The sequence below is a fragment of the Sphingomonas pokkalii genome (assembly GCF_003096275.1).
GTDB lineage: Bacteria > Pseudomonadota > Alphaproteobacteria > Sphingomonadales > Sphingomonadaceae > Sphingomonas > Sphingomonas pokkalii.
On the sequence record NZ_QENQ01000014.1, the window covers coordinates 1 to 15326 of the forward strand.

Sequence of the window (15326 nt, forward strand, 5' to 3'; positions counted from 1 at the left end):
AAGTGGTGATCAACACCTCCACTTTGGCACATCGATGCCGTCGGGGGGCGTCCACCCCATCAGCTATGCGCGCGGCGGCTGGGTCGATGAGCCGCACACTGCGAAGGGCTATCAGTCAGACTTCGACCTGCTGGTGATCGTCAACAAGGACAAGCTCACCGACCGGGTGGAGTTCTGGGCAACCGCCGAGGATCGGCTTAACCGCGAACTGGCTATCACCAAGACGCTGTGCACCCCTGTCAATTTCATCGTGCATACCCTGCAGGAGGTGAACGATGGGCTGGCGCATGGCCGTTACTTCTTCATGGATGTCGCCCGCGACGGCATCGCGCTGTACGAGAGCGATCCAAGCGAACTGCACCAGCCCAAGCCGAAGACACCGACGCAGGCACTGGCGATGGCACGGGAATATCACGGCGAGTGGTTCCCGGCGGCGATGCAGCGGTTTGAGCTGGCCAAAATTGCAGTCGAGCGCGGGTTCCTGAAACCCGCCGCCTTCGACATGCACCAGACTGCTGAATTCCTTTACCACTGCGTGCTGCTGGTTTGCACCTTCTACACCCCGCATGTTCACAACCTCGGATTCCTGCGTACTCAGGCCGAGCGCATTGATCCGCGGCTGATCGACGCGTGGCCGCGCGATCAGCGCTTCGACCGTTCGCGGTTCGAGAAGCTGAAGGAAGCCTATGTGAAGGCGCGTTATTCCAAGCACTACCGCATCACCGCCGAGGAACTGGCGTGGCTGGGCGAGCGCGTCGAAGTGCTGGGGCAGGCGGTGCAGGTGATCTGCGAAGAACGTATCGCGGCGCTGGAGCAAGCTGCCGCCGCATGATCGTCGCGCGCCGAGGCTTCGAGCCTCGGCGCGCGATCGGATTTAGGCGGTGGGTGCAGCCTTTGCACGGGGCTTGCGCGCCAGCTTCGGCGCAGGCGCTTCGGCAGGCGCGTTGCGTGCTGTGCGGCCCTTGGCGCCCAGACCGATCTTGTGCGCCATCGCGCGGCGCTGTTCCGAATAGGTCGGCGCCACCATCGGATAATCGGCCTTCAGATTGTAGCGCGCGCGATATTCCTCGGGCGTCAGGCCGTGCGTGCTCAGATGCCGGCGCAGCGTCCGGTACGGCTTGCCGTCGATCAGCGAGATAATGTGGTCTTTCGAGGCCAGCGATTTGCGGACCGAAACGGCCGGCATGAATTCTTCCGACGCGGGTTCTTCGCTCGCAACTTCCGTGCTGGCGACACCACCTGAAAGTTCAATCACATCTGCATGCATCTTCCGCAGAAACGTGGAGACATCGTCCATCGTCGCGCGATTGTTCGGGTTCGATAACCACGCAATGGTGAGGTCGCTTGCGAGTTCAACGGGGTCGGTATTGCTCTGCTCAGACATTCTGCGTCCCTGCTCCTTGTTTTACGGCATGCTGCCGACAACAGGATTATAGAAGCGTGCGCAGTTCGTCTGCTAAAATATGTTGGAAGACGCGGCGGCATTACTCATTCTGCAGCTGCTCGAACGCGCGACGTCCACGTCTTCGCCATAACGTCCGCGCCTGATCCCGTTGTTCGCCTTTGAGCGTGGCAGCGGCATCGATCATCACACCGAACAATACGGCGCGATCATCGTCGGTGAGTTCGACCAATCCGGCTTTCGCAACCAGGCCGCCCAGTTCGATCAGCTGGCGCGTTCGTTCGCGGCGCTTCACCACCCAGTCCCGCGTGTCATTCCGCGCCCGCTGCGCTTCCAGCCGGTGCCGTGCCGCCGTCATTTGCCGCAGCCGATGCCGCACGCGAACGAGCGCCGCCGCGAGCTTTTCCCTGCTGCTGAAAGAAGGCGGCGCCACGCTGGCGCCAGTCCTCCCGTGCGATCATGTCGGACGCGCTGACAATGGCGATCAGTGCGCCCGCCAGTTGCTCGACCGGCAGCGCATCGGCACCCGTCGCCACCACCAGTTCCCCCAACTGCTGGAGCTTGGCTTGTTTGAGCTGTCGCGCCTTGCTGTCGAGCGCCTTCAATTCCGAATCAAAGTCCCGCGGTTTGCGCATCGAACCCTCCGCAGTTAATGGATCGTATTTGGTGATTTAGGAGATGCATCGATCAGTGCAAATGTCGTGAAACATCTTGGGATGATAATGTCGCGAAAAAGATGAAACCTTTTGAGGGCGCGCTTATACGTCGTGCCGACGTCGCTTTTTTGGTGTAAATGGATTGCCGCTATGGCGATCTACCATTTCTCGGCCAAGATCATCAGCCGCGCGAGCGGATCGTCGGCGCTGGCGGCTGCCGCCTATCGCTCGGCCTCGCGGCTCCACGATCAGCGGCTCGATCGGCATCACGACTTCTCGAACAAGGCCGGCGTCGTGCATTCCGAGGTGCTGCTGCCGGACGGCGCGCCCGAGCATCTTGCCGATCGGGAGAAGCTGTGGAATGCAGTCGAGGCCGTCGAGCTGCGCAAGGACGCGCAGCTCGCCCGCGAGATCGAATTCGCGGTCCCGCGCGAGCTGAGCCAGGCTGAGGGCATTCGGCTGGCGCGGGAGTTTGTTCAAGCTGAGTTCGTGAACCGCGGCATGGTCGCCGATCTCAATGTGCATTGGGATATCGGCGCTGATGGCGAAGTGAAGCCGCACGCACATGTCATGCTGGCTTTGCGCGATGTCGAATGCGACGTGTTCGGCAAGAAGAACCGCGACTGGAATGCTACCTCCCTGCTGGAGAAATGGCGCGAGCGCTGGGCCGGCCACGTCAATGTGCGGCTCGCCGAATTCGATATCGATGCACGTGTCGATCATCGGTCGCTGGAAGCGCAGGGCATCGATCTCGAGCCACAGCACAAGATCGGTCCGGCAGCGGCGCGGATGGCCGACCAGGGTCTCGCGTCCGAACGGCTCGAAGAGCATCACGACATCGCCCGCGCCAATGGCGAGAAGCTGCTCGCCAATCCGGCGATTGCGCTCGACGCGATCACCCGCACCCAGGCGACCTTCACCACGCGCGATCTGGCGATGTTCGTGCATCGCCATAGCGAAGGGAAAGAGCAGTTCGATCAGGTGATCGCGGCGGTGCGTGCGTCGCCCGATCTGGTGAAGCTCGGCAGGGACGGACGCGGCGAAGAACGCTTTACCAGCCGCGATATGATCGAGACCGAGACGCGGCTGGAGCGCGCGACCGTGAAGCTCGACGCCCGTCGCGGCCATGGCATGGACGAGCAGCATCGCAAGCTTGCCTTCGCACGCGCCGAAATGCGCGGACTGGTGCTGTCGAGCGAACAGCGCAGCGCCTTCGATCATGTCACCGGCGGCAGGGATCTGGGCGTGGTCGTCGGCTATGCCGGCACCGGCAAATCGGCGATGCTCGGCGTCGCGCGGGAAGCATGGGAAAGTGCCGGCTATCAGGTGCAGGGCCTGACGCTGTCCGGCATTGCTGCGGAGAATCTGGAAAGCGGCTCAGGCATCGCGTCGCGCACCATCGCCAGCATCGAGCATCAATGGGAACAGGGACGCGAACTGCTGACCGACAGGTCGATCCTCGTGATCGACGAAGCTGGGATGATCGGCACGCGCCAGATGGAGCGGGTGATCGCCGAAGCCGAGAAGCGCCGCGCCAAGATCGTGCTGGTCGGCGACCCCGAGCAGCTTCAGGCGATCGAAGCGGGCGCCGCTTTCCGATCGGTCGCCGAGCGGCATGGCGCCATCGAGATCACCGACATTCGGCGGCAGCGCGAAGACTGGCAGCGGTTGGCGACGCGGCAGCTTGCAACCGGGCGCACCGCCGAGGCGCTGGAGGCCTATGCCCAAGCCGGCACGGTCGTCGACTCGGAGACGCGAGTCGAGGCGCGATCGGCGCTGGTCGGGCGCTGGGATTGCGATCGGATCGCCGATCCGGGCGCGTCGCGCATCATTCTCACGCACACCAATCAAGAATGCGATGAACTGAATGCGCTGGCCCGGGCTGCGATGAAACGCAGTGGGGCATTAGATGCTGATATTGCTGTCGAAACCACGCGTGGAGAACGCTTGTTCGGGGCCGGCGACAGGGTCATGTTCCTGCGCAACGAACGCAGCCTGGGTGTGAAGAATGGTAGTCTCGGCACCATTGAACAGGTCGATCACGCTCGCATGGCCGTGCGGCTCGACGATGGTCGTCAGGTCGCCTTCGACCACAAGAACTATAGCGACGTCACGCACGGCTACGCCGCCACGATCCACAAGGCGCAGGGTGTCACCGTCGACCGGGTGCACGTGCTGGCAACGCCGGGCCTTGATCGGCACGCGGCCTATGTCGCGCTGTCGCGGCACCGCGACGCGGTGCACCTCCATTATGGCCGCGACGACTTCGCCGACCAAGGCAAACTGGCCCGCACGCTGTCGCGCGATCGGCCGAAGGACAATGCCCTCGACTATGATGGCGCTGCCGAGCGCTTCGCTTCGCGACGCGGCGTTGAACGATCGCGCATCCTCGATACGCTTGCAAGGGAGCCGCTCGCCGAACCCCAGCGTAGCGCGCCTGCACCAGCACGGCGCCGCGGCATGTTCGACGGGTTGCGGCTGTCCATCCCCGAGCCCGAACGCGCTCCAACCAAGCTGCGCTTCGATGGGCTCAAACTGTCGGTGCTGGCGGCTGCGCCCGAGGCATCCGCAACCCAGAAGCTGGAGCGGGCGGTCGAAGGCTATGCACGTACCGTGCAGGATGCAGGCCGGATGACCAGTCAGGGCCGTACGCCGCTCGAAGTTCAGAAGGCGGCGCTTGCGCGCGCCGCCGCGGTGATAGACGCGCTGCATCCCCACGGCGCGCACGATCTCGACATGGCGTTCGAGCGGACGCCGGGTCTGGTCAGCGAAGCGGCCAACGGTCGCACCGCCAATGCTATCCGCCAGATTCAGCTGGAAGCCGAGGTGCGCGCCAACCCCGAGCTGCGCGCTGATCGGTTCGTCCAGGCTTGGCAGCAGCTTCAGGCGCGGCGGGGCAAGCTCAGCGGATGGGAGAATGAAGAGAAGCGCGCCGGTGTCGAAAACGCAATGCGATCGATGGCGAAGGGGCTGGAGAAAGACCCGGCGCTGGGCGCCGCGGTCAGCCGCAGAGGCAGTCAGCTGTTTGGGCGGCAGTGGTCGCCTGAATGGACGCCGGGCAGCCGTGGTGGCGGTGTCAGCCGCGCGCTTGGAGACGATGCTCGCACGCGTTCGGTCATCCGCCAGCTCACCTTCTCGATCGATCGCGATCGGGGCCTAGGGATTGGAATGTAGCCATGGGTATCCACGAACCTCCGGTAGAAGTGGACCAGACGGTCCAGGCGTTCAACGACATGTCACGCAAGCTTGCCGGGCTGACCGCTGCGGTCGACGGTTTCGCTGCCCGGCAGCAAGAATTGCATGCGCGCGACTATGGGCCTGACCTGGAAAAGATCCGCGACGGTTATGACAAGGTGTGCGGTGCGATCAACATTCTTGCCAAGCGTCCGGCCATGACGTTGAGGCCGCAGGATATCGCGAGTCAGATCGAGGCGGCGGGTACACAAGGGCGCGCTGACGATCATCGCGCCTGGACCGCCGCCAGCCATGCCCTTGCCAGTACGGTGCAGGAACTGAAGGGGATGGTGGCGTCTGCCCATTCTGCTGAAACGCAGCGGCTGTGGATTGCGGGGGCGGCCGCTTTGGCACTGGTGGTGGGGTTTGCGTTCGGCACGGTCATTCCAACCCGCATTGCGCAAGCCGTGCCGGAGAGTTGGCATTGGCCGGAGAACCAGGCTGCGGAAATTCTTGGGCGCACGCGTTGGGATGCGGGCGTGCGGCTCATGCAGGTTGCCAACCCGCAGCAGGCACAAGCGCTGGCCGAGGCGGCTCGACTTTCACGGGCCAATGCAGATGTGCTTGCAGGATGCCGGAAACGTGCAGTGCATCTCCACGCCGCTGTGAAGTGCCCAATCGAGGTCACTCCTGCCAAGCTCGACTGAAATGGGTGGGGCAGCGTGCGCCTCAGTTTTGGTTTCCCCAATGACGAAGGGCTTATCCAAAGCTGGCTTTGCACCGGATTTCGCCTGGTACCGAGCGCGTTGACAACTACACCTTGAATGGACCTGGCGTCGGGCTATGTTTGGCGCGTGACGGGGGGATCGGCAAATTTCGGTTTTCTGGCGGCGACCGATGATCGGCTATGTCGACTTGGAACACTTGCCGAGCGCTACTTCCTCGACGACGCACCTACTGCCCTCGCCAAGCTTCGCCTGTTCGCGGAGCTGATGGCGAAGGAAATCGCGGCCGCCCATGCCTTGCTCCCGCTGGGCAAGCCCAGCTTCGATGAGGTGCTGTCGGCACTCCGCCGGCGCTCGGTGTTGCCGCAGGAAGCTCTCAACATTTTCCACTTCCTCCGCCGCACCGGCAATGCCGCGGTGCATGAGAATGCCGGTTCCGCCCGAGAGGCGCTTGCGGGGCTGAAGATCGCTCGCGAACTCGCGATCTGGTATCACAAGGTCTACAACAAGCAGGCGGGCTTCGACCCTGGGCCGTTTATTCCCCCCGCAGCTCCCCTTGCTCCAAGCGCGGATTTGCTGAAGGAGCTTGCTGAGCTTCGGGAGGTTGCCGACCGCAGCAAGAACGCGGAAGCGGCTGCGCGGCTCGCTGCCGCCGACGCCGAGGCTGCTCGGCGGGAAGCGTTGCTGCTCGCCGGCAAGCGCGAGGAAGAGGCGGCCTTTTGGGAGAACTTCGCGCGGGAAACGGAGGCTAAGGCCAAGGCTGCGGAGGCGGCGGTCATCGCCACGCAGCAGGCGGCCGAAGCCGAACCTGCCGCGGAGCGCGATGTGCTGGCCGCGGTCGCCGCGAACGTACCGATCGATCTCGACGAGCGCGACACGCGGGTCCTGGTCGACGAACAGCTGCGCGCGGCTGGGTGGGAAGCGGACAGCGTACGACTCGACTATCGCAAGGGCGCGCGCCCGGAATATGGACGCGCCATGGTAATTGCTGAGTGGCCGACGAAGAGCGGGGATGTCGATTACGCCTTGTTCGTCGATGGCCGCTGCGTCGGCGTGATCGAGGCCAAGCGCCGGGTGAAGGATGTGCCCGGCCATCTTCCCCAGGCTCAGCGCTATGCCCGCGACATCACCCTCGACCCCGACGCACTGCCCCAAGGCGGTCCCTGGATCGACGGCGATGCCCGTTACCGCGTCCCCTTCGTCTTCGCCACCAACGGCCGCCCCTATGTGAAGCAACTGGCGACCAAGTCCGGCATCTGGTTCTGGAATGCGCGCACCCGCGAGGCGCCGCGCGCCATTGCCGAATGGTTCTCGCCGCAGGATCTGGTCGAGCGCCTCGAGCAGGAAATCGGCGACCCGCTCGCCAAGGTGGCCGAGCGCGAGCTCGGTGTCTCCGGCCTTCGCCCCTATCAGGAGCAGGCGATCACTGCGGTCAACGAGGCGATCGCCGCCGGCCAGCGCGCGATCCTGCTCTCGATGGCGACTGGCACCGGCAAGACCCGGCTTGCCATCGCGCTAATGTACGAGCTGCTGCGCGCCAAGCGCTTCCGCCGTATCCTGTTTCTCGTCGATCGCAGCGCGCTTGGCCGCCAGACGCTCGACGCGATGGCGACGACCGACACCGCCGGCTTCCTGAAGTTCGACCAGGTCTTCCCCGTCGCCGATCTCGAGGCGAAGTTCCCCGAGGCGACCACCCGCGTCCAGGTCGCGACCGTTCAGGCGATGGTCCGCCGCCTGTTCGACGAGACCGGGGACGGCGAACGCCCGACCCCCGGCACCTACGACCTGATCATCGTCGACGAGGCGCATCGCGGCTACACGCTCGACGCCGAGCTGCGCGAGGAGGATCTCGGCTTCCGCACGCTCGACGACTATCTCTCCGCCTATCGCCGCGTGCTCGACTATTTCGACGCCACCACTGTCGCCCTCACCGCTACCCCGGCGCTGCACACCCGCGAGATTTTCGGCCCAGCGGTGTTCCACTATGGCTATCGCCAGGCGGTGATCGACGGCTATCTGATCGACCATCGCCCGCCACGCCGCATCACCACTGCGCTCAGCCAGACCGGCATCGTGTTCGACAAGGGCGACGAGGTCTCGGTCTACGATCCCCGGACCGGCGAGCTGAATCTGATCGACTTGCCCGATCAGGTCGATTTCGAAGTCTCCGAGTTCAACAAGAAGGTCTATACCGAAGCGTTCAACCGCGCCGTCGCCCAGGCGATCGCGCTTGAATGCCCGCCGGATCAGCCGGGCAAGACGCTGCTCTTCGCGACCCGCGAGGATCACGCCAATCTGCTGGTCGATGCGCTCAAGCAGGCGCTGCGCGATGAATATGGCCCGCAGCCCGACGACCTGGTGATGAAGATCACCGGCCGCAACGATCGCCCGCTCGACGACATCAAGAAGTTCAAGAACGATCCCCGCCCCAAATATGTCGTGACAGTGGACCTGCTCACCACCGGCGTGGACGTGCCTGCGATCACCAACCTGGTGTTCGTGCGGCGGGTGAACAGCCGCATTCTCTACGACCAGATGATCGGTCGCGCCACGCGCCGCTGCGACGAGATCGGCAAAGACTATTTCCGCATATTCGACGCGGTCGACATCTACGCCAACCTCCAGGACTTTACCGACATGCGCCCGGTGGTCACCGATCCGGCGCTGAGCTTCGCCGAGCTGGTTCGCGATCTCGAACGCGCGCCGACCGAGCCCGATCAGGCGATCGTCCGCGACCAGATCGTGGTGAAGCTGCGCGGCGCGCTCAAGCGGCTCGACGAGGATCGCCGCACCGCGCTGGAGCAGGTGCTGGGCAGCCTGCCGGCGCTGCCAAACCGGCTGAAGGATGCGCCCCCGGCGGACACGCTCGCGCTGTTCCGCCAGCATCCCAAGCTCGCCGCGGTGCTCGACACGCCGACGCGGCGGACCAATGACGGCATCTACGTCTCCGAACATGACGACGAGCTCGTCTCGGTCGAGGACGACTATGGCGACAAGGCTTCGCCCGCCGATTACATCTCGGGTTTCGAGGCGTTCGTCCGCGACAACATGAACGCCGTGCCCGCGCTGATCGCCGCCACCCAGCGCCCGCGCGACCTGACCCGCGCCGAGCTCAAGGAAATCGCCGTGCTGCTCGATGGCCAGGGCTATTCGGAAGCGGCGCTGCGCCAGGCCTATGGCCGCGTCCGCAATGCCGACATCGCCGCGCACATCATCGGCTTCGTCCGCCAGGCCGCGCTCGGTGACCCGCTGGTGCCCTATGCGGTGCGGGTGGAGAACGGCGTGCAGAAGATCCTCGCCGGCCGCGACTGGACGCCGGTGCAGCGCCGCTGGCTCCAGCGCATCGGCCGCGCGCTCAAGGAGCAGCCGGTGGGGGATCCCGCAATGCTCGCTGATCCGCTGTTTGCCCAGAATGGCGGCTTCCCGGTGATTGACCAGCAGTTCGACCACAAGCTTGCCGAGGTGCTGATGGACCTGAACGCCGCCATCTGGGATAGCGGCGCCGCCGCCTGACCGGCCGCATTAGGAGTGACAAGTTGAACCCCGCCAGCGATCTCGTGAACAAGCTGTGGCGCCTATGCGCGCTGCTGCGTAAGGACGGCATCACCTACCAGCAATATGTCACCGAGCTGACCTATCTGCTGTTCCTCAAGATGGCGTCCGAGCAGAAGGACGAGGGCAAGATCCCCGAGGCCTATCGCTGGCGCGCGATCACGGCGGCCAACGAGGCCGAGGTGCTGCAGCGCTACCGCCAGGCACTGGTCGATCTGGGTAACCCGGACAAGGTCCGCGAACTGTCGATCGTCGCGATCTTCCAGAATGCCACCACCGTTGTCCGCGAGCCGGCGACGCTGCGCAAGTTGATCGATGCGATCGACGGCCTCCACTGGTTCACCGAGGAGCGCGACGCGTTCGGTGACGCCTATGAAGGCCTGCTCCAGAAGATGGCGGAGGAGACCAAGCGCGGCGCTGGCCAGTATTTCACCCCGCGCGTGCTGATCGACACGATGGTGGCGCTGATGCAGCCCCAGCCTGGCGAGGTCATTCAGGACCCCGCTGCGGGCACCGGCGGCTTCCTGATCGCCGCCGATCGGGTCATGAAGGAAGCGACCGACGACTATTTCACGCTTTCCGACCGGCTGAAGGTCTTCCAGCTTTCCGAGGCGTTCCGGGGCATCGAGAATGTGCCGGATACCTATCGCCTTCTCCTGATGAACCTGCACCTTCACGGCATGGGCGCCAGCAAGATCGACCTTGGCGATACGCTATCGCCCAAGGGCAAGGAGCCCGCGTTCGGCAAGCAGAGTGCCGACCTGATCCTCTCCAACCCGCCCTTCGGCCCGGCAGGCGGGCCGCCGACGCGCGACGACCTGTCGATCACCGATCGCGTCTCGTCCTATCAGCTGCCGTTTGTGGAGCACATCGTGCGCGCGCTGCGGCTCGGCGGGCGCGCGGCGGTGATCGTGCCGGATAACGTGCTGTTCGACGACGGCCGCGGCAAGGCGTTGCGCCAGCGGCTGATGGAATGGTGCGATCTCCACACCATCCTGCGCCTGCCCACCGGCATCTTCTACGCGCAGGGCGTGAAGACTAACGTGCTGTTCTTCACCCGCGCCGACGAGGAGGCGCCGCTGGAGGATGCCACGCAAGGCGTATGGATCTACGACATGCGCTCGGGCGCGCCCGCCTATGGCAAGACCAACCCGCTCAAGGAATCGGACTTCGCCGATTTCGTCGCGGCGTTCGGCGATGATCCGTTCGGCCGCGCGCCCCGCACCGACGGCGGCGAGACCGGCCGCTTCCGCTATTTCACCCGCGCCGAAATCGCCGCGCGCGGCGACAATCTCGACATCAGCTGGCTGAAGGACACCAGCGCCGACGCCGAGGACGGGCTCGATACGCCAGAGGAACTGGCGGCGGCGATCGAGGGCCACCTGCTCGCCGCGCTGGAGGAAGTCGGCGCGCTGGTGGCGGAGCTGGGCGGCGAGACGGATGCGCCGGTTGCGGAGGAAATGGCGTGACGCTGCCGGAGGGGTGGGTTGAGGCGACGATCGACGAGGTCGCCGAAACCAAGCTCGGCAAAATGCTGGATGCCGCGAAGAATGTCGGGCAACCGGTGGCGTACCTCAGGAACGTGAACGTTCGTTGGGGAGCCTTCGATCTGTCCGATCTTCAGGAGATGAAGGTCTCTGCCGAGGAAGCAGTAGAGCTTCGCGTGCGGGACGGGGACCTGTTCGTCTGTGAAGGCGGCGAGCCTGGCCGTTGCGCGGTTTGGCATGGCGGCGATCAGCCGATCGTTTTCCAAAAGGCGCTGCATCGGGTTCGCGCGGCCGACGGCGTCATGGCCGAATATCTGGCACGCTACATTGCGCAGTTAGCTCGCCTCGGCGGATTCAACGATTTCTTGACCGGATCGACGATCAAGCACCTTCCGCAGGTCGGCCTCAAAAAAATCAGATTACCACTGCCGCCGGCGCCCGAACAGCGCCGCATCGTCGCGAAGCTAGACGCGCTGACCGCCCGCCTCGCCCGCGCGCGGGCGGAGCTGGATCGGGTGCCGGTGCTGGCCGAGCGACAGCATCTTGCCCTGCTACGTTCAGGCGTGACGGGTATGCTGACGGAGGACTGGCGGAGCGACGCAAAACTGGAGCCGATTTCTGAGGCATTGTCGCGCGTTCCCGCTCCGCAGCAGGGGCGTGGTGGCCGGGAGGCGACGGACAAGGTAATTGCTGGCGTCGCGGCTATCGCCGTCAACGATCCACAAACGCCACTCCCCGATGGCTGGGCTTGGGTGTCTCTTCTTCGGGTCGCCAAACAGGAAACCGGCCACACACCGAGCCGCTCGAAGCCGGAGTATTGGGACGGCGGCATTCCTTGGATTGGGATCCGGGATGCGGGTGCGCATCACGGGCGTGTCATCGAGACGACGATGCAAACTATTTCGGAAGCGGGTCTCGCCAATTCGTCTGCGCGGTTGCTGCCGGCGGGCACGGTGTGTCTCTCGCGAACGGCATCCGTCGGATACGTCACGATGATGCAAACTTCGATGGCGACAAGCCAAGACTTCGCAACATGGAGCTGCACCGAGGCGCTGCTGCCGGAGTATCTTCTTTTCGCGCTGATGGCGGAGGGCGACGATATTCGCCGTTTCGGCATGGGGTCGACGCATACGACGATTTACTTCCCGGAAATCAGGGCGTTTCACATCGCATTGCCGCCTATCGAAGAGCAGCGCGAGATCGTGGCTCGCTTGAAGGTGGCGCTTGCCCGCGCCGATCGCCTCGAAGCCGAGGCGGCGCGGGCCCGGGCGCTGCTCGATCGGCTGGAGGCGGCAATCCTCGCCCGGGCGTTCCGGGGTGAGCTGGTGCCGCAGGACCCGGCCGACGAGCCGGCCAGCGTGCTGCTCGACCGCATCCGCGCCGCCCGCGCGGCGGCGCCGAAGAACCCAAAAAGGGCTATGCGGGGGGCGAAATAGTGCGCGAGGCGGAGTTCAGAAAATGGCTCGATGAGCGCGTTTACGATGGTGAGCGGCTCAGAGGGACCACCATAAGCACGAGAATGTCGTCGCTTCGAAGCTTGGAGCGCGTCTTGTTCGAGATGGGATTCCGCGAATCAGACCTCGATGAGGTACACGCTCTCGGGCGTTGGCCTGAACTTTCTTACAAAATTGATCAGATGATGCGCGACTGGCGCTCGGATGAAAAAGTTGCTCGGATGATCGCACCGCGCGCGGAAGATCCTAGTCGCCAAATCAGCAGTATACATGCCGCAATTCGCCTGTACGGCTACTTCTCCGACGGGCGTCACCCGAGTTACACCGCGCGTGAAACGCGCGGCCGCAGCGTTGAAGCGGCACCAGCGTCAGCACGCGCCCTAGGTGACGGCACGAGGCGGGCGCGCACGGCACCAAGGCCCGTGCGCAGCTTGCCTAGCCCCGAAAATTTGGTGCTGTACGGTCCGCCGGGGACGGGCAAGACCCACGCGACCATGGCGGAATCTGTCCGGCTTTGTCTCGGCTTGCAGTCCGACGATGCGCTGTTGACGGACGAGACCCGGCGTGACGCGCTTCGAGCCGAATATGCGCGCCTGCGCGCAGAGAAGCAGATTGTGTTCGTCACTTTCCACCAGAACTTCGCCTATGAGGACTTCATCGAAGGTCGCGAGCCTCGGCCGCTGAAGGACGGCCCTGGATTTGAACTGGTGACGCGACCGGGCGTGTTTCTTAATATCGCGCGGCGCGCTTCGGAAAACGATGATGCGCATGTGCTGGTCATCGACGAGATCAACCGCGCCAACATCTCGAAGGTGTTCGGCGAACTTATCACGCTGATTGAGCCGGACAAGCGCAACGGCATGCCCAACGCCCTCAGCCTGCGGCTGCCGTACAGCCGTCGCGAGTTTTCCGTGCCTGCGAACCTCCATATCGTCGGGACGATGAACACCGCCGACCGCTCGATTGCTCAGATCGACACAGCGCTGCGCCGACGCTTTGTGTTCCGCGAGCTGGCGCCTGCGCCAGAGCGGCTGCCCGAAATGGTGGATGGCGTCCCGCTGCGGCGTGTGCTGACGGCCATCAACGACCGCATCGAATATCTGATCGATCGCGAACATCGGATCGGTCACGCCTTTTTTCTCGGGGAGGGCGGCAAGAATGCCGATGCCATTCGTGCGACGATGCGGGACAAGGTGATTCCGCTGCTTCAGGAATATTTCTTCGACGACTGGAGCCGGATCGCAGCTGTGCTGGGCGAGGTACAGACCCAGGGCGGGTCGTTCCTGCGCTGTCGTATGCTCGCCGATCCCCTTGGCCGGGGGGATCCGCGCGAGAGTTGGAGCGTGCTCCCGGTATTCCACCCGGACGCTTTCGCACGCCTCATCGGTAAAGCGGTGTCTGCTGAAGCGGAGGCGCTGGACGATCTAGCGGCCTCCGCATGACTCACCGCACGGTCCGAGAATGGGGCCGTGAGGATTTGGGCGGGGAAGGGTTCACGCGGGCGCAGGCTGATGCGTTGCTGGCCGCGGTGCGGGCGCATCCGCTGGCGGGGCTGGACGGCGCCAACATCCTAACCGACCATCACCGCTATCTCCGCGCCCAGCAGATGGTGGGCGTGATCGCGGCACAAGGTTGTAGTCTGGAAATCCTGCCCAAGGTCGACCCGGATGCCGCCGAAGAGTCGGATGGCACGGTGCGCGCGCGGCTGGTGCACATGCTCGACGTCGCCTTGGATCTGCGCCTTTCTCAAGGCGAACGGACGGACATGGGGCACGCGGCAGAGTCGCTCCTGGAGGTGTTCATTACGGCCTTTTCGAACAGGCTACTGGAGGAGCTTCGAAGGGGCGCCCCCCAGCACTATCGGTCGTCCGACGCGGATTTACCGACCATCCGGGGACGGTGGGACATTGCGCGGCAGTTCACGGCGCTCGCGGCGTATCCTGATCGGCTGGCGTGTCGGTTCGATGCACTCGATACCATGACGCCGATCCTCCAAGTACTGAACGCATGTGTGCACCTGCTATGTCGGCATGCGCGGGGGAGCAACACGCAGCGCAAGCTTGCGGAACTGCGGCATCTCCTCGCGAGCGTGCCGCTCATCGCTCGCAACGCCCTACCTTGGCGCCAAATTCGCATCGATCGCTCCACGCAGCGCTGGCGGCCTTTAGTGAACCTGGCGCGTCTGCTGCTGGCGGAACGGTGGCAGCAAACGCATGCAATTCAGGGTGGGGCTGAAGGGATCACCTTGTTGTTCCCCATGCACGAACTGTTCGAAAGCTATGTCGCGCATCAGCTACGCCAAACGCTGCACGGCACGGGGCTGGTGCTGCTCGTTCAGGGAGGCGGCCGTGCTTGTCTAGGCGACTGGGAATATGGCGTGGACACCATCGGCAGGTCGCACCCGACGCGCCCTGACCTAGTAGTTATGCGCGGGAAGGAGGTCGTGGCAGTCCTAGATACTAAATGGAAGCGGTTGAAAGACGTCCAGCACAGTGACGCCTATCAGATGATGGCCTATGCCCGGCTATACCGGTGCCACACACTGGCCTTGGTCTATCCATCCGCTGCTGGGGCGGGCGCACTGCGCCAATACGGCATCGCCGGTGGACGAGAGCGCCTGGACCTGCTGACCTTGCCGATCGCGCAGGGGCAGACCGCAGTGCGGTCGCAGTTGCGCAACTATCTCTTATCTATAGCGATGGCACCAACGAGCGCTGGAATTGGTGCGGGCTTGGGCTGAAGCGCGGCTAGATCGCCGTTGCAGGTGCCCGGGGGGCGCCGCGTAGACAAAAGGGATGGCTGAGCTGCCCCCTTCTGAGTGGTCCATCGACTATGACAGTTTGGACCAAGGAAGGGACGAAGAATGCCTGCGAAGA

11 protein-coding genes are annotated in these 15326 nt (G+C 64.3%); 8 read left to right on the forward strand and 3 right to left on the reverse strand.

The window, feature by feature from the left end; genetic code table 11:
- Nucleotides 1–832: HEPN domain-containing protein (locus DD559_RS19465; protein ID WP_116471071.1), on the forward strand; the 832-nt coding region annotated here is incomplete at its 5' end.
- Between the two features lie 42 nt (nt 833–874).
- Here the strand turns inward: DD559_RS19465 and DD559_RS19470 are convergent.
- The 3 genes from DD559_RS19470 to DD559_RS19480 form a co-directional block, all read right to left on the reverse strand.
- Nucleotides 875–1384 carry a Ros/MucR family transcriptional regulator gene (locus DD559_RS19470; RefSeq protein WP_116471061.1) on the reverse strand — a complete coding sequence of 170 codons (510 nt, stop codon included), beginning with the start codon at nt 1382–1384 and terminating at the stop codon, nt 875–877.
- A gap of 100 nt (nt 1385–1484) precedes the next feature.
- A complete protein-coding gene (locus tag DD559_RS19475) occupies nt 1485–1697 on the reverse strand; it encodes a conjugal transfer protein TraD (RefSeq protein ID WP_240610419.1) in 213 nt (70 codons plus the stop codon).
- Nucleotides 1698–1713: 16 nt separating this feature from the next.
- The gene (locus DD559_RS19480) at nt 1714–2037 is read right to left on the reverse strand and encodes a conjugal transfer protein TraD (protein ID WP_116471063.1); all 324 of its coding nucleotides are present in this window, start codon (nt 2035–2037) and stop codon (nt 1714–1716) included.
- A 171-nt stretch (nt 2038–2208) separates the two neighbouring features.
- Here DD559_RS19480 and traA point away from each other — a divergent pair, with 171 nt between their 5' ends.
- The 7 genes from traA to DD559_RS19515 all read left to right on the forward strand — a co-directional run bounded on the left by traA (nt 2209) and on the right by DD559_RS19515 (nt 15190).
- The gene (traA, locus tag DD559_RS19485; RefSeq protein ID WP_116471064.1) at nt 2209–5232 is read left to right on the forward strand and encodes a Ti-type conjugative transfer relaxase TraA; all 3024 of its coding nucleotides are present in this window, start codon (nt 2209–2211) and stop codon (nt 5230–5232) included.
- A gap of 2 nt (nt 5233–5234) precedes the next feature.
- Nucleotides 5235–5939 carry a DUF6118 family protein gene (locus tag DD559_RS19490; protein ID WP_116471065.1) on the forward strand — a complete coding sequence of 235 codons (705 nt, stop codon included), beginning with the start codon at nt 5235–5237 and terminating at the stop codon, nt 5937–5939.
- A 117-nt stretch (nt 5940–6056) separates the two neighbouring features.
- Entirely contained in the window at nt 6057–9470 is a 3414-nt protein-coding gene (gene hsdR / locus DD559_RS19495) for a type I restriction-modification system endonuclease (RefSeq protein WP_116471066.1), read from the forward strand.
- Between the two features lie 23 nt (nt 9471–9493).
- Nucleotides 9494–10978 carry a class I SAM-dependent DNA methyltransferase gene (locus tag DD559_RS19500; RefSeq protein WP_116471067.1) on the forward strand — a complete coding sequence of 495 codons (1485 nt, stop codon included), beginning with the start codon at nt 9494–9496 and terminating at the stop codon, nt 10976–10978.
- Entirely contained in the window at nt 10975–12432 is a 1458-nt protein-coding gene (locus DD559_RS19505) for a restriction endonuclease subunit S (protein WP_116471068.1), read from the forward strand. The genes DD559_RS19500 and DD559_RS19505 overlap by 4 nt, the downstream gene beginning before the upstream one ends.
- A gap of 122 nt (nt 12433–12554) precedes the next feature.
- Nucleotides 12555–13892: an McrB family protein gene (locus DD559_RS19510; protein WP_240610420.1), complete on the forward strand. Its 1338-nt coding sequence runs from the start codon at nt 12555–12557 to the stop codon at nt 13890–13892.
- A complete protein-coding gene (locus DD559_RS19515; RefSeq protein ID WP_116471070.1) occupies nt 13889–15190 on the forward strand; it encodes an McrC family protein in 1302 nt (433 codons plus the stop codon). The genes DD559_RS19510 and DD559_RS19515 overlap by 4 nt, the downstream gene beginning before the upstream one ends.
- Nucleotides 15191–15326 lie beyond the last annotated feature (136 nt).

Coding starts and splice junctions, on each gene's coding strand:
- DD559_RS19480 (WP_116471063.1), bottom strand. CDS start 2,037: ATGCGCAAACCGCGGGACTTTGATTCGGAATTGAAGGCGCTCGACAGC.
- DD559_RS19490 (WP_116471065.1), top strand. CDS start 5,235: ATGGGTATCCACGAACCTCCGGTAGAAGTGGACCAGACGGTCCAGGCG.
- DD559_RS19510 (WP_240610420.1), top strand. CDS start 12,555: ATGGGATTCCGCGAATCAGACCTCGATGAGGTACACGCTCTCGGGCGT.
- DD559_RS19470 (WP_116471061.1), bottom strand. CDS start 1,384: ATGTCTGAGCAGAGCAATACCGACCCCGTTGAACTCGCAAGCGACCTC.
- traA (WP_116471064.1), top strand. CDS start 2,209: ATGGCGATCTACCATTTCTCGGCCAAGATCATCAGCCGCGCGAGCGGA.
- DD559_RS19515 (WP_116471070.1), top strand. CDS start 13,889: ATGACTCACCGCACGGTCCGAGAATGGGGCCGTGAGGATTTGGGCGGG.
- hsdR (WP_116471066.1), top strand. CDS start 6,057: ATGGACCTGGCGTCGGGCTATGTTTGGCGCGTGACGGGGGGATCGGCA.